The organism is Desulfobulbus elongatus DSM 2908 (genome assembly GCF_000621145.1).
GTDB lineage: Bacteria > Desulfobacterota > Desulfobulbia > Desulfobulbales > Desulfobulbaceae > Desulfobulbus > Desulfobulbus elongatus.
The window spans coordinates 107,414-120,635 of sequence record NZ_JHZB01000009.1; the positions used below are offsets into that span (position 1 = coordinate 107,414).

10 protein-coding genes are annotated in these 13,222 nt (G+C 59.9%); 2 read left to right on the plus strand and 8 right to left on the minus strand.

The window, feature by feature from the left end:
• Genes tssC through tssJ form a run of 8 tightly spaced genes read right to left on the minus strand, consistent with a single transcriptional unit; the run spans window position 1 to window position 10,260 of the window.
• Window positions 1-1,488 carry a type VI secretion system contractile sheath large subunit gene (gene tssC / locus Q362_RS0107015; RefSeq protein WP_028318104.1) on the minus strand — a complete coding sequence of 496 codons (1,488 nt, stop codon included), beginning with the start codon at window positions 1,486-1,488 and terminating at the stop codon, window positions 1-3.
• Window positions 1,489-1,514: 26 nt separating this feature from the next.
• Window positions 1,515-1,997, minus strand: a complete 483-nt coding sequence (gene tssB, locus Q362_RS0107020) for a type VI secretion system contractile sheath small subunit (protein WP_028318105.1) — start codon at window positions 1,995-1,997, stop codon at window positions 1,515-1,517.
• A 53-nt stretch (window positions 1,998-2,050) separates the two neighbouring features.
• Window positions 2,051-3,634 carry a type VI secretion system protein TssA gene (gene tssA / locus Q362_RS0107025; RefSeq protein ID WP_028318106.1) on the minus strand — a complete coding sequence of 528 codons (1,584 nt, stop codon included), beginning with the start codon at window positions 3,632-3,634 and terminating at the stop codon, window positions 2,051-2,053.
• Window positions 3,631-6,450, minus strand: coding sequence for an SPOR domain-containing protein (locus Q362_RS0107030; protein ID WP_169737376.1), 2,820 nt, complete (start codon window positions 6,448-6,450; stop codon window positions 3,631-3,633). Before Q362_RS0107030 ends, tssA begins: the two co-directional genes overlap by 4 nt.
• Window positions 6,443-7,624 (minus strand): type VI secretion protein IcmF/TssM N-terminal domain-containing protein, encoded by a 1,182-nt coding sequence (locus Q362_RS0107035; RefSeq protein WP_028318108.1) that lies wholly within the window; start codon window positions 7,622-7,624, stop codon window positions 6,443-6,445. The genes Q362_RS0107030 and Q362_RS0107035 overlap by 8 nt, the downstream gene beginning before the upstream one ends.
• A 43-nt stretch (window positions 7,625-7,667) precedes the next feature.
• A complete protein-coding gene (locus Q362_RS22135) occupies window positions 7,668-8,327 on the minus strand; it encodes a DotU family type IV/VI secretion system protein (RefSeq protein WP_084312401.1) in 660 nt (219 codons plus the stop codon).
• A gap of 5 nt (window positions 8,328-8,332) precedes the next feature.
• A complete protein-coding gene (gene tssK, locus Q362_RS0107045; RefSeq protein ID WP_028318109.1) occupies window positions 8,333-9,727 on the minus strand; it encodes a type VI secretion system baseplate subunit TssK in 1,395 nt (464 codons plus the stop codon).
• Window positions 9,724-10,260, minus strand: coding sequence for a type VI secretion system lipoprotein TssJ (gene tssJ, locus Q362_RS19590; RefSeq protein WP_084312403.1), 537 nt, complete (start codon window positions 10,258-10,260; stop codon window positions 9,724-9,726). Before tssJ ends, tssK begins: the two co-directional genes overlap by 4 nt.
• Before the next feature lie 642 nt (window positions 10,261-10,902).
• Between tssJ and Q362_RS19595 the strand changes: the two genes are divergently transcribed.
• On the plus strand, window positions 10,903-12,888 hold the full coding sequence (locus tag Q362_RS19595; RefSeq protein WP_051553831.1) for a SpoIIE family protein phosphatase: 1,986 nt from the start codon (window positions 10,903-10,905) through the stop codon (window positions 12,886-12,888).
• A gap of 125 nt (window positions 12,889-13,013) precedes the next feature.
• The coding region (locus tag Q362_RS0107065; protein ID WP_028318110.1) for a hypothetical protein at window positions 13,014-13,222 on the plus strand (209 nt) is incomplete at its 3' end.

Sequence of the window (13,222 nt, forward strand, 5' to 3'; positions counted from 1 at the left end):
TCATGATTTATCCAGCTTGCCGACCAACGACAGGGTGAACGAGGCGCCCATGTATTTGAAATGGGGCTGCACCGCCATGGAGACCCTGTACCAGCCGGGTTCGCCCTCCACGTCGTTCACCGTGATCTGCGCCTTGCGCAGCGGCCGGCGGCTCCGGACCCCGGCGCTCGGGTTTTCCTGATCGGATACATACTGGGTTATCCATTTGTTCAACTCGTCCTCGAGCTGGCCGCGATCCTTCCAGGTGCCGATGTTCTCGCGCTGGATCACCTTGATGTAGTGCGCCAGGCGGCTGACCACGAAGTTGTAGGGCAGTTGCGTGCCCAGTTTGTAGTTGAGTTCGGCCTGTTTCCCTTCCGGAGAGTTGCCGAACATTTTCGGTTTCTGTACCGAATTGGCCGAGAAAAAGGCGGCATTGTCGCTGCCCTTGCGCATGGTCAGGGCGATGAAGCCCTCCTCGGCCAGCTCGAATTCGCGCCGGTCGGAGATCTGAATCTCGGTCGGGATCTTGGTTTGCAGATCCCCCATCGCCTCGTACTGGTACAGCGGCAGATCCTCGACGGCGCCGCCGCCCTGCGGCCCGATGATGTTCGCCGACATGCGGTACTTGGCGAAGCTGTCGGTGACCCGGGCGGCAAAGGCAAAGGCGGCGTTACCCCATAAGAACCGGTCGTTGCCGTCGGAGACGTCTTCCTTGAAGTCGAAGCTTTTCGCCGACTTGGTTTCGGCGCTGTAGGGGAGCCGAAGCAGAAAATGCGGCAGGGTCAGGGCCACATTGCGGGAATCCTCCGACTCGCGGAACGACTGCCACTTGGCGTACTGCGGCATCTCGAAAATCGACTTCAGGTCCTTGAGATTGGGCAGCCCGGAAAAATCCTCCTGGCCGAACATCCCGGCCCCGGCGGCAGCGACGAACGGCGCATGGGCCATGGAGGCGACGCTGCCGATGTTCTGCAGCAGTTGAATGTCCTGCGGGCCGTAGCCGAATTCGAAGTCGCCCACCATCATGCCGTAGGGCTGGCCGCCGAACTGGCCGAATTCCTCGGTATAGGCCAGTTTGTACAGACCCGACTTGGTGATTTCCGGCGCATCCTCGAAATCGTCCAGGAGGTCCTGCTTGCTGACGTTGAGCATCTCGATTTTGATGTTCTCGCGAAAATCGGTATGATCCACCAGATATTTGAGAGAACGCCAGGACCGTTCCAGGGCCTGGAACTGGTCGTTGTGCAGAATCTCGCTCATCTGGATGCTCAGCTTGCGGTCGATCTCGGCCAGCATTTCGTCGACCAGGCCCTGGGAGATCTTGACCCCCGCCATTTCGGGCTTGAGCAACTGATCGATAAAGGCCTGCACGCCCTGTTTGGTGAGTTGATATCCCTCATCCGTCGGCCTCAGGCTGGTGGCCTGCACGATCTCGTCGAGCAGGGTCGCCTGCGCGCCGGTTTCAGTGGCTTCGGAACGTTGTGCTTCTTGTTGCTTCTCTGTCATGGCCGTCTCTCTCGTTGAGTTGCGTGTTAATCAATGCCCAATTCTTTCAGCAGCTTTTCGCGGGCACCCTCGTCGGCGACCAGTTGGGTCAGCTTTTTCTTGAAGTCCGGGATGTTGCCGAGGGGACCCTTGATCGCCTTCAGCGCCTCGCGCAACTCGTAGAGTTTTTTCAATTCCGGCACCTTCTGCAGGATGGAGTCGGGTTCGAAATCGGCAAGGCTCTTGAAGTCGAGGTCAAGGCTCATGACCGCGTCCGCTTCCTCCGACAGCTTGTTGTCGACCGTGGTTTTAAGGTTGAGGTCGTGCGCCTTGAGCACTTCGTTGAAATTGTCCTTGTCGACGTTAATGGACGCCCGCTCCTCGACCATGCGACCGTCCTCTTTCTGGGTGAAATCGCCCATCACCAGAATCTTCATCGGCAGTTCGACCTCTTGCTTCGCGTCGCCGATTGCCGGTCGGTACACGACGTTCACTCTTTCCTTGGGAGCTACCGAACCTTCCTTTGCCATGGCATCCTTCTCCTTATCTCTGTGTGTTAAGACCGTGATCCGTTTCCAGCCGACTACTTGACATCCAGGGCCCGCGCCGGGTTCAGCAGGGCCAGCCGGTGCAGGACCTCATTCATCCGTGCCGAGGCCTGCTCGTTGCTTTCCTGGAGGCGCAGCGCCTGGTACACCACCTCAAGCGTCTCTTCCGCCAGTTCCGGTTCCCACTGCTCGAGGCCATGACGGTCGAGTTGCGCCACCAGGGATTCGGCAAAGGGCACGGCCAGGGCCGCCTGTTGCTGCCGGCACAGCAGCCGGCAGATCTCCGCTGTCCACAACAACTGCTCGCGACCGCCACCGGCGGTCCTCAGGCCGTGACGCAGTTCGTTCAGGGCCTCGGTCAGCTTGCCGTCTTTGGCCAACGCCCACGCCGCCGCCAGCTTCGCCGCAATGCCTCCCCGCTCGCCTTGGGCCTCGTCGGGCACCACTGTGCCGTCCGTCCCCTTGGTGATGCGAAATTCCTTGAGCCAAGCCCGGGTGGCCTGATCCGCAAAGGGAGTGCCGTCGTTGAAGGACAATTTTTCGATACCGGGCAGCCGCCTGACCAGCAGCCGGGTCTCGTGTGCCACCCCTTCGCTGGCCAGTTCCTTGCCCAGGCGGTCGAGGGCCTCGGCGACATACCGGTTCAGGTCGAGCCAGAACAGATGCTGGCGCAGCTGGGCTTCGGCCGTCTGCAGCAGCGCCGGCCAATTGCCGCTTTCCTCCAGGCTGCGCACCAGCGATACCACTTGGTCGTCGGGCGGCGGCACCAGGGTGGTGCCATCGCTGGCGGGCGGCAGGCTGTCGACGGGAAACCAGGCCACGATCCGGTTCAGGCGAAAAGCGAGCGGATGAAAGGGATCGTTCTGCAGAAACTGGGTGGCGGCCACCCGCAGAAATTCACTGCCGCGCGCCAGGTTCTTTTCCGGCGTGGCGCTGTCCGACGCGATCGGAGCCTCGTGGCGCGGCCCGCTCGCCAGCGGCTGGGCCGGCGGACGGGGTTCGGTGGCAGTCGCAGGGACAGCTGGCGTTTCCGGGGCCACCGGCTCAGGATCCTGCTGCGGTTCCGGAATCGCCGCTTCGGCGATCAGCGTGCCGAGCGCTTGGATGGTCGGCCGGAAAAGGGGCGAATCCTCCAACTGTTCGCCAAGGAAGCGGTCGATTTCTTCGAAGTCGTCGAGCAGGGCCTGCCGCGCCTCGTGGTCCCATTGCTCGCCGGTGCCGGCCTCGATCAGTTTGTCGATCTGCTCCTTCCACCAGACCAGCGCGTTGCGCCGGCCCCGCATGCGTTTCTTTTCCGGAAAACACTGGTCCCAATAGGTGAGGAGGAGGTCCCTGACCACCCGAACGCCCTGGGCAAAGCCGCGCCAGCCGCCGGTGTGCTGCCAGGCGACGGACAGGCAGCAGGCGACGAGAATATGCTTTGACCTGGTCTGCAATATCTCGGCGGCAAGGTTCTGGATGGCCTGCCAGTCGATGCCGCCCTCGGCGGTCGGCGAGGAAAGCTTCTTGATCTCGAGGGAGAGCTGCTCGTAGAGCGGCTCGGTGGCGAGATCGATGCCGGCCGGCAAGGCTTCCGAGATCGGGGCTGTACCCAAATCGGTGTATTCCATCGGATTCATGGCTGTTTCTTCCCTGCATCCGGCTTGGGGCCGCGACTCGACTCCATCTCCGTCTGGACGGATTGAAAGGTGCGGAGCAACGGCGCACTCGTTTTCAGCGCGGCCGGCAACCGGGCGATGGCAGCCCGCGCCTCTTCCCTGAAGGCGAAGGAACCGCCGATCACCACGAACCATGTGCCCTGCGCGTCGTGCTTTCGGTACCAGTGGACCGGAATGTCAGCGTATTTCTCGCACAATCCCTTGAGGGCCTGCTGCGAGCGCAGGCTCATCAACTGGATGGTCACGGCGCCGGCCGGCTGTCCCTGAATCCAAGAGGCGGAGTCGTCACAGGAGGCTGCGGCGCGATCCGCCACCGCAGGAGGCCGGAGGGCAATGCTCGTTTTCTTGGCATGGAGCGCAGTGACGGCTGCGGCTGGAAGCCGCAAAATCGCGTCGGAGGCCGGGCGAACGGTTTCGATATGGAGCGGCACGGTATCGAAGGCGTCCGCATGATGCACGGGCGGCACTTTTTCCAGAAACAGCTTCTCGGGGATGGCGGTGGGGATGCGCTGCAGCCACTGGCGCACATCCGGGGCGCCGCTGATACCGTAGGCAATGGTCACCTGCTCGACCTTCTGCTCCAGCAGCCCCTTGCTGTCCCCCGCCAGATCCTTGAGGGCGTAGGTTTGGCGTCCGTCCTGGAAATCATTGAGAAACTGGGGGAATCCCAAGGCACCCGGATAGCGTTTGCTCAATGTCGTCTCGCCCGGGAACTTCAGGGTGATGACCACGTCACCGCAGGACGAAGGCGTCCAGGTGAATGCAGCCTGGTCGGCATAGTTCCAGTTTTCCAGCACGTATTGCCTGCTGGCGCACTGCATCTCTATCTTGGCGTAAAACGGATGGGTTTGTGCCTCGGGATTGACGTTCAAGGGCAGATTGCTCAAGGTGACGGTCAACTCCTTCGCATAGTCCTTGCTTGCCCGGGTGCCCTCGAACAAAAAGGAGAGCACGTCCTGGCGAAACGGCAGGCTCATCCCGTAGGTGGTGCGGGGGCGATAGCCGCTGTTGGTCAGTTCAAGAAACGGCGCCGCCGGGCCGGCGAGAAATTTCGGCACCGGGCTGTCGGCCTGGGAAAAGAGGGCGGCCAACTGGGGCGCTGCGGCCTGCGCGCCCAACGGCGCGGTCACGGTCCCCGTCCATTCCCGTTGCAGCACGTCGGCTGCCTCGCCCAGGGCCACCTGCAGCACGAAATCCAGGGGCGCGAACACCAGGCGGGTGGCCAGGGTATCGTCGGCGCCGCCGGTCTCGAGGGTCACCAGTTTGCGGAAATCGGCGTAGGCGGAAAAAAAGCCGGAACTCTCGCCCTGCTGCAATCCCCGGAAAAACTTGCCGAACTGATCGACACGTTCCTCCCGATGGACGGTCACCGGAGAGAGGGCCGACAAATCGGCAAGATAACTGGCCCAGAGTTCCGCCAGTTGGTCCCTGACCGACACGGATAGGGCAATGCGCTGCCCGGTCAGTTCCTCGCCCTTGTGGGTCACATTCGCGGTGAGCGCGGTGAGCTTCTCGGTCACGCCCCCGGTTTTGCTGGTCTGATTTTCGATGAATCGATCCCAGCCCGCGGCCAATATCTGCCACTGCCGCACCCAGGCCGGCCGGTCCTGCTGATCGGCGAGCCCCTTGATTTCATCGGCAAAACGAACGAAAACCCGAAAATACGGACCGTCCTGACGCAAAACCGAACCGGCCGCCACGATATTTCCCGGGGATTCCGAGAGCAGTCTCCCCTGCTCGATGAACTCACTGGTAAACCGTTCCCAGGCCGTGAAAAACTGCTGCCAGTAACTTTGCCAGAAAAGGGCGGCAATGGCTTCGGCATCTTTCTTGTCGAGTGGCTGCACAAGCTGCTTGAAAAACGTCTCCGTCTGCGTGCGGCCCTGGAGCGTGAAACCGCCCGGAATTTCGATCCAGCCGGGCTGGGGAAAATCGATCCAGAAATCTTCGATGGCCACCGGCAAGGCGGTGATTTCCGGCGAAGCCCACAGCCAAGCCGCTTCCTGACCGCGGACCCGGCTCAGGAGGTTCTGGATCTCCGAGGGATAGTCATAGACGGCGTCATCGCCGTGAGACGCCGGCCGCCATTGCAGATAGGCCCGGTAGAGAGGACCGATGGGAACCCCGACCGCCTCGGGAAAAAGGACGCGCCAGAAAGGATCGGTCAGGGCCGCGTACTGTTGCCCATCCGCCGCCTTGTCGCCGACACCTCCGGACAGCAGTCGCCACTGCCCCAAAAGAAACCTGGCGTATCCCTGTTTCTGTTCCGCGGAGAAATCCTTGTTGACAGCGCGCCAATGGGCCAGGGCCAACGCCTCCAATCGGCGCACGCTGCTCTCGAACAGGCTGACGTATCGTTGTTTGAGTTCCTGCTCGTACCGAAGCGACTGGTCGAAGCCGAAGCGGCTGATGATCAGGGTCCGGTTTTTTCCGTGCACTGTTTCGATATCGTGACGCAACCGGTCGAGGTCCTGCAAGGAAACGGACGCTGGCTCGGTCGGAGCGCTTGCCTGCTGCTGGCCGGGGCCGCTCTGCAATGCCTGATGGTTCTGGTAATAGGTGAATCCGAGCCAACCCGCGAAGCCGGCCGCCAAAAGATACCAGGCCAACAACCCCACGCCCAGGGTGGTGCGCATCGAACGAAGCCGCCCGGCCAACGGCAGGTGCACATCCCGGTCGCGTGGCACCCTGTCCTGAAAAAGGGCGCGCAGAAACAGGCTGCGCCGGGATGGCAGCCGCTGTTCGCCGCGCTCGTCGTGTAGCCGTTGTTCAGTCATTTCTGGCCCGTTGTTCAGCCGCATCGGCAGGCGGAGGCGCATAGCCGATCAAATGCAGGAAAGGCGAAAAAGGCTGCCCCTGATGCTGTCCGCTGGAAAAATACATACCGCGCAAAAAGGGCGTTTCGAGATATTGATCGAAACCGAACAGCCCCTGGCCGTACTGACCCAAGGGTTCCAATAACAGTTGGAACTCATTGGGAAACTGCACGGCACCGGGGTAGTATTCCAACTTGACCGTATGCGCCAGGATCTGGCGTAGGCCATGCAGACGTCGGCGCAAGGTACCGAAGGCCTGGTCGAGTGTCTGCTGCCAGGGGCAATCGGGCGTGCTGTTGACGACGCCCATGCTGCCTTCGACCTGGTCGTCGCCGAACCCCTGGAAGAAATCGTTGAAGCCGTGCACCAGATCCATCTTGGTGATCAGCAGATAGATCGGCAGACGATTGCCGGTCAACTGCATCAACTGGTTCAACCGCTGGCGGATCGTCTGTCCCTTGCGCAGCAGGGTGGCGGCGTCTTCGCGCAGCAACCGGTCGGCGGCGACACTGACGATCACCCCTTGCAGGGTCTTGCGCCGGCGCGTTTTGAAGAGCAATTCGAGGAAGACTTCCCACTCCTTGCGATCCTGCACATCGTCGACCGGGATCGAATACCGGCCGGCGGTATCGAGGATGACCGCCTGCTCGCAGAACCACCAGTCGCAATTGCGAGTTCCCTGCCGCTGCGCACGGGGATCTATATCCGTGAGCGGCGAACTGGTCCGGGAATGCTTGATGGCGGTGGTCTTGCCGTCCCTGGACTCGCCCAGCATCAGATACCACGGCATGACCTTCAGCGGGTTGCCGGCGCGCCGCAGGGAGGATTGTTTCAGATCCCGCAGGGCCTTGGCCCAATGAGTGCGGAGTTCCTGTTCGGCATCATGCTGCGGGGACAACTCCGCCGGAGGCAACGAATCCGCTGCGGCAACATGCTGAATGAGCCTTTTTTGCCGTCTCCGCACCATCAGGCGCCGGAGGAGACAGAGGCCAAAGAACAAACCGAGAATACCGGCATAGCTGGCCACGCCGACCCACCAGGGGAGTTCCCAGATCAGAAGGGCCCAGAAGAGCAGGCCGGCCAAACCGAGCAGAAGCGCGCACCAGAGCAGCACTTTCAGGATAGTTTTAAGCATGGGCGCAACGTTCTGTTGAAAAGGGCGGCATTCGTTTCCCCCTTCAAACGGGGGCCAGGAGCCTGGCCTGCAACCAGCAATACAGCCCGAGGAGAAGCACGACCGGCACCAGCCACAGCAGCGCCAGCAGCAGCGGGCGCAGGAAACGGAAGAAGGGCCTGCGGCCATGCTCCATGCTCAATGCGGCCACCGGGAACAACTCCCCCTCCATTGTCAGCGGCAGTTCCCTGACATATTTGCCGAGATTCTTCTCGGCAATCTCCCTGAGGCGGGAACTGTCGTCAGCGTCGAAATACTGCCCGCGAAAACCCAGCGCCAGGCAGATATCGTACACCTCCCGCAATTCGATGTCGATCTCGCCCAACTGCTCCAGGCGCTCGAAAAAATCGCGGCCGGCCAAGGTGGTATTGAAATAACGCCGTTGCAGGCTTTTCCCCACCCAGGCATCCCTGCCGGCCCAATCGAGATTGAGCAGTTGTTCGTCCACCCAGGCCGCCACCGGATAGAGCCCAGCCAGCCACAGGTTGTCCGCGCAGCCGATGTCACTTGCCAGTTTGCGGGAGCGGGCCAGCAACCGTTCAAGTACGGCGGCGCCGTCATCCGCACTCCCCGCCAGGCTGGGATCATGCGTCAGGTAGAGAACATAACTGAGTATTTCCGTGTAGCTATCGAGCAGCGTGCCACGATACGGTGCCTCACCCATTGCAGCTAGACCCTGGAAATGACCAATTCGACAACGGCATCCTCAGGGGCTTCATCCCAGAACAGACAGATGCTGCGGGCATTGCGGACCCCGAGCCATTGACGGTTGTTGTGGTCAAGTTTGAAATAGGAGGCCTCGCTCCGCTTGGGCAACCCTGGCGGCGGGGCCAGCCGATGCCGGAAGGGGACACCGGGCAAAGCGCGGGCGACCAGATGCTTGATGTCCTCCGGCCCGCCGATCTTTGCCGCCTGAAATGACTGGATGATGTTCTCCGGGGCCCCGTGGCTGCTCACCACCAGGGTGAACACGTTGCTCGGATCGAAATCTTCGGCCGGAATATCGGCCTGGAACAAGGCGTCCTTGCGTTTGAGGGTGATCAGATTGCCGCCGCCGATCAACAGTTCGTTCAGCAGTTCTTCGATCAGTTGATGGGCGGCATGGAAGCAGGACGTGAGATCGAGGTGATCATAGGATGGCAGCAGGGAGCGCCCGTCCTTGAGCTGGCCGAGGACGTTGACCCGCTCGGAGAAGGAACTGAGTTCACCGACGAGCCGACGCAGGAAACCGTAGGCGTGCCACGGATGCATGTGCGGCGTCTCGACCAGATAGACCAATTCCGCCAAATACCGGTTGAGCGTGGTCAGGACCAGGAGATGGGGAAGAAAATGCGCCTCGAAATCCGAGGACTGAATGCCCCCGGACAGCTTGTACGACTCAAAAACCCGAACGCGGGAAAGCAACTGCTCGCGGATATCCTTGAGCAGATACGGCAATTCCTCGCAACCGCTCAGGAAAACGACCGGGGGAATGAAATCCTGGACAACACGGACCTCGTTGGCGTCGAGGCGGATCTGCAACGCCGGCAACAGCATGTAGTCGCCGCTGTCGGCGACTTCATCGGCCCAGATGATCTTGACCAGATGGTCGAGATACCGAACCTGGGCCAGGGGACCGCCCAGATGCAGGTCAGCGGTTTCGATCGGATCGACTTGACTCAGATAACGGCTTTCCAGGTTCTGCAGCTCGGCACCGGCGGCGGGGGCCGCGACGTTCGCAGTCCCGAGCTTCCAGCGGCGCAGGCCGAGATAGACGGTCATCGGCGCGCCTTCCCCCTCTTCCAGGGGGATGGATTGAAACGACCGGGCAGGAAGCCGGCCATTGCCGGGGCACGCGACCCACGATCCGTCGGGAAACAGCAATTCGCACTGCTGGATGTCGACCACCCGCTCTTGCAGGGCATTGTAATTGACCTGCAGCTTGCAGATGCCCCACCCATGGGGGGATTGTTGTCTCTGCAGGGCGGCGAATCGCTCCTGCGCCGCGAAATCGAGCTGTTGCAGATGTTGCGGCTGGAGGAACAGTCCCTGATGCCAAAGAATGGGTCGGCTCGGTTGGATCATGGTTTTTTCCCGATGCGCAGGCCATCCTGGTCGAGATGGACCGTTTCTTGAAAAGTCGGGATGACGGCCTGTTTGTCGAAAGAGAGCCAACTCCGCTCAACCACAAAGTCGATCTTTTTCGTGACGGCCGCCTTTTCCGGCGGGGCAGAGAAATAACCGGCAACAATGACGACCCATTTTGCGCCCGCAGCCCGGTCGTACACCTTCTGCCGGGTCGCTCCCGGCTCCAGATAAAAACGATCGACGGCAAGGTTGGCCGGCAGGTCCGTGCCGCCCGACAGCAATTTCTGCACACCGCTCGGATAGGTGAGCATTTTTTGGTATGCACTCGAATCGTCAAGCTGGAAGACGCACACAGCGATGGTGTGCGGCTGCCCGTCGTAGAAGTTGACGGAGGGATCGGCATGAAAGGTCAATTCGATCCCCTTTTCCGCCATGGCCCAGGTGGGTTCCGGCGGAGGCGTCGACCCCGAACAGGCCGTCAGCGCGAATATCAAGGCGCAGCACCAGATCGATCCCCCCCATCCCTTCATGAACGCACCACCTTTGAACTATTTGCTTTGAGGCCGATGAACCGGTCTGATAGTATTATAAAGAAGGAAAATGCTGCAATCATTTGCACGGTGTGGCGAAAAAAAAGTTGACAGGGCAAAATGCCCCGCCGCGAGGATTCGAACCGTATGTGTTGACGCTTGTTTCATTTTTTGGGCTGCCTTCTATTTTCTGCCAAAAAAAAATGAATGGCAAAGAAAATTTTCCTGATCTGTCAAATAATATAGGGGGTTACTACATGGACGCGCATATCTTCCTGAATTCCTGTGCCGCGACCGGAAAGGCTGTCCCTTTCCCGGACGGTGTCTCCTGTGGTGGCCGTGCGCGATCCGCTTTCATGTCGACCCATCGACGGGAGGCCCGCGATTGCAGCAGATCCGATTCGGCCAGGCTGTCGAATGGACGGGAGGGAATGATCCGCATCGAGCCGCCACACGTTGTTCCCCTTCGGCCAGGCTGAAGTCGAACGACCGGACATTCGACGGATTTTTCTTGCTTTTCTCTGTGCTGTCGGCCAGTTTGCGCCTTAGGCCGCCATTGGTCGTCCGCCGGAAAGCAGGCGGGTCTTTGTGCGCGGCCGGGATGGGGAAAGCCGTGGCATCGAAGACCGTACAGGAGACCGGATGCTGAGAACAAAAAGTATCGTCCACACATTCACGCTTGTCGTCACCGTTTGCAGCATCCTGATCTTTTTACTGACCATCGGATGGTTTTATTACCGTTCCTGCGTCTCTCTCGAACGGGAAATGGAGGACGATGCCAGGAATCTGGTGCTTGCCTCGGTGAACAGGGTGGAAGCCACGCTTCGTTCCATCGGCAAGGTGACGGCAGGGGTGGCGCGGTCGCTGGAATCGGATTGTTTCGGGAAGGAATCGGCAACCGTGCTCCTCAGGGAGACGCTGGCGGCAAATAACGATATGTACGGCCTTGGCGCCGCCTTCGAACCGGACACCACCGTCCAGCCGCCTCGACCTGTCGTCCCCTATTTCTATAGAAAAAACGGGCAACTGATCTATGCCAACGAGCAGGATTTTCAGTATCTCACCCTGGACTGGTATCGCATCCCGATGGAACTGGGCGAAAAAACATGGAGCGAACCGTATTTCGACGAAGGCAGCGGGGCAATGCTGATGACGAGTTACTCGGTTCCTTTTCGTGCGGGCGAAGAAGAAAAGAAAAAAATACGCGGCATTGTCGTTGCCGACGTTTCCCTCGATTGGCTGACGGAACTCGTTTCCTCCATCAAGGTGCTGGAAACCGGCTACAGTTTCCTCCTCTCCCGCAACGGCACCATCATGACGCATCCCACCAAGGAATTCGTCATGAACGAGACCATCTTCAGCCTTGCCGAGTCGCGCGGCGCCCCTGCCCTGCGCGATATCGGCAACAAGATGGTGCGCGGCGAATCGGGGTTCGCTCCCTACACCGACCCCCAGAACGGCCGCAGTTGGATGTATTACGCCCCGATTCCCTCCACCGGCTGGACGCTGGCCGTGGTTTTTCCCGAATCCGAAATGTACGAGGGAGAGCGCTCCCTCACCTTGATCGCCGCCCATATCGCCCTGGGGGGCATCGTTTTGTTGACCATCGCGGTCTTCCTGATCGCCCGTTCCATCACCGCGCCGCTTTGCGCGCTTGCCGAGGCAACCAAGGAAATCGCTGCGGGAAATTTTGACGCCGAGCTGCCGCCGGTCCGCTCACAGGACGAAGTGGGCATGCTGACCACGGCTTTTGCCGCCATGAACGGGGCCTTGAAGGAGTACATCCGCAACCTGACAGAAACCACGGCGGCCAAGGAGCGCATCCAGAGCGAACTCAAGATGGCCACGGAGATTCAGGCAAATCTGCTCCCCCGGTTGTTCCCCCCCTTCCCGGATCGCTCCGAATTCGACATTTACGCCTTGATGCATCCGGCCAAGGAGGTGGGCGGAGATTTTTACGATTTCTTTTTTGTCGACGACGTCAATCTCTGTTTCCTGATTGCCGACGTCGCCGACAAGGGCGTGCCAGCCGCCCTCTACATGATGGTGGCCAAAACCCTGCTCAAGGCCGAAGGACAGCGCCTGGGCGAACCGGCCCAGATGCTCGGCAGCGTCAACGGCATTCTTGCCGCGGACAACGAGAGCTGCATGTTCATCACCGTGTTCTGTGCCATCCTGAATACGAGGAGCGGAGCGCTCCGTTTCGCCAGTGCCGGTCACAACCCCCCGGCGGTGATCGCCGGAGGGCACGCGCGCTACCTTGACGTCATCCCGGGCATAGTTTTGGGCCCCATGCCGGATGCGGTCTACACGACCGAAGAAATGATCATGCGGCCGGGCGATACGCTCTTTCTCTATACGGACGGCATTACCGAGGCGAAAAACCGGGAAGAGGCGCTCTACGGAGAAACACGGCTCCTGGCCGAACTGCAACACCACGTCCGCAGCACCCCGGCCGAACTTATCCATTCCATTCGCGACGACGTGACCCGCTTCGCCAACGGCTCGCCGCAATCGGACGACGTGACCATGGTGGCCATCCAATACCGGGGAGCACCGACGGACAATGCCCCGCATTCGACCCGGGAGCGGCACTTTGCCGCAGGAACGGACGGGAGTATCCGATAGTTATGCGTTAAAAGCGCCCAATTCAGATCGGTATGAAATGATATAAAAACAGCGTGTTGGAGCAGAAAATGCTATAAATTATTGCAGTCTTTTGGTATCATCACTTCAATAAAGGAGATGGTGCCATGAACGCTGCTGTTGATATCGGATCAGAACTCAAAATGTCATCGAAGAAAGAGTATATAGAAAATTTCCATCAAAAATTTGATGCCATTTTTGATGTCGTCGACCTGCCAAATCTTTCTCTTTTTGAAATTATAGAAAATATTAAATCCTTAACATTTTCAATTGACTCAGATTTAGTCCAGATTATCATCCAAAAAAAGCTCGATTA

What these genes read in the sequence shown, in the direction of transcription:
- tssC (WP_028318104.1), bottom strand. Translation starts at nt 1,488, where the DNA reads ATGACAGAGAAGCAACAAGAAGCACAACGTTCCGAAGCCACTGAAACC.
- tssB (WP_028318105.1), bottom strand. Translation starts at nt 1,997, where the DNA reads ATGGCAAAGGAAGGTTCGGTAGCTCCCAAGGAAAGAGTGAACGTCGTG.
- tssA (WP_028318106.1), bottom strand. Translation starts at nt 3,634, where the DNA reads ATGAATCCGATGGAATACACCGATTTGGGTACAGCCCCGATCTCGGAA.
- Q362_RS0107030 (WP_169737376.1), bottom strand. Translation starts at nt 6,450, where the DNA reads ATGACTGAACAACGGCTACACGACGAGCGCGGCGAACAGCGGCTGCCA.
- Q362_RS0107035 (WP_028318108.1), bottom strand. Translation starts at nt 7,624, where the DNA reads ATGCTTAAAACTATCCTGAAAGTGCTGCTCTGGTGCGCGCTTCTGCTC.
- Q362_RS22135 (WP_084312401.1), bottom strand. Translation starts at nt 8,327, where the DNA reads ATGGGTGAGGCACCGTATCGTGGCACGCTGCTCGATAGCTACACGGAA.
- tssK (WP_028318109.1), bottom strand. Translation starts at nt 9,727, where the DNA reads ATGATCCAACCGAGCCGACCCATTCTTTGGCATCAGGGACTGTTCCTC.
- tssJ (WP_084312403.1), bottom strand. Translation starts at nt 10,260, where the DNA reads ATGAAGGGATGGGGGGGATCGATCTGGTGCTGCGCCTTGATATTCGCG.
- Q362_RS19595 (WP_051553831.1), top strand. Translation starts at nt 10,903, where the DNA reads ATGCTGAGAACAAAAAGTATCGTCCACACATTCACGCTTGTCGTCACC.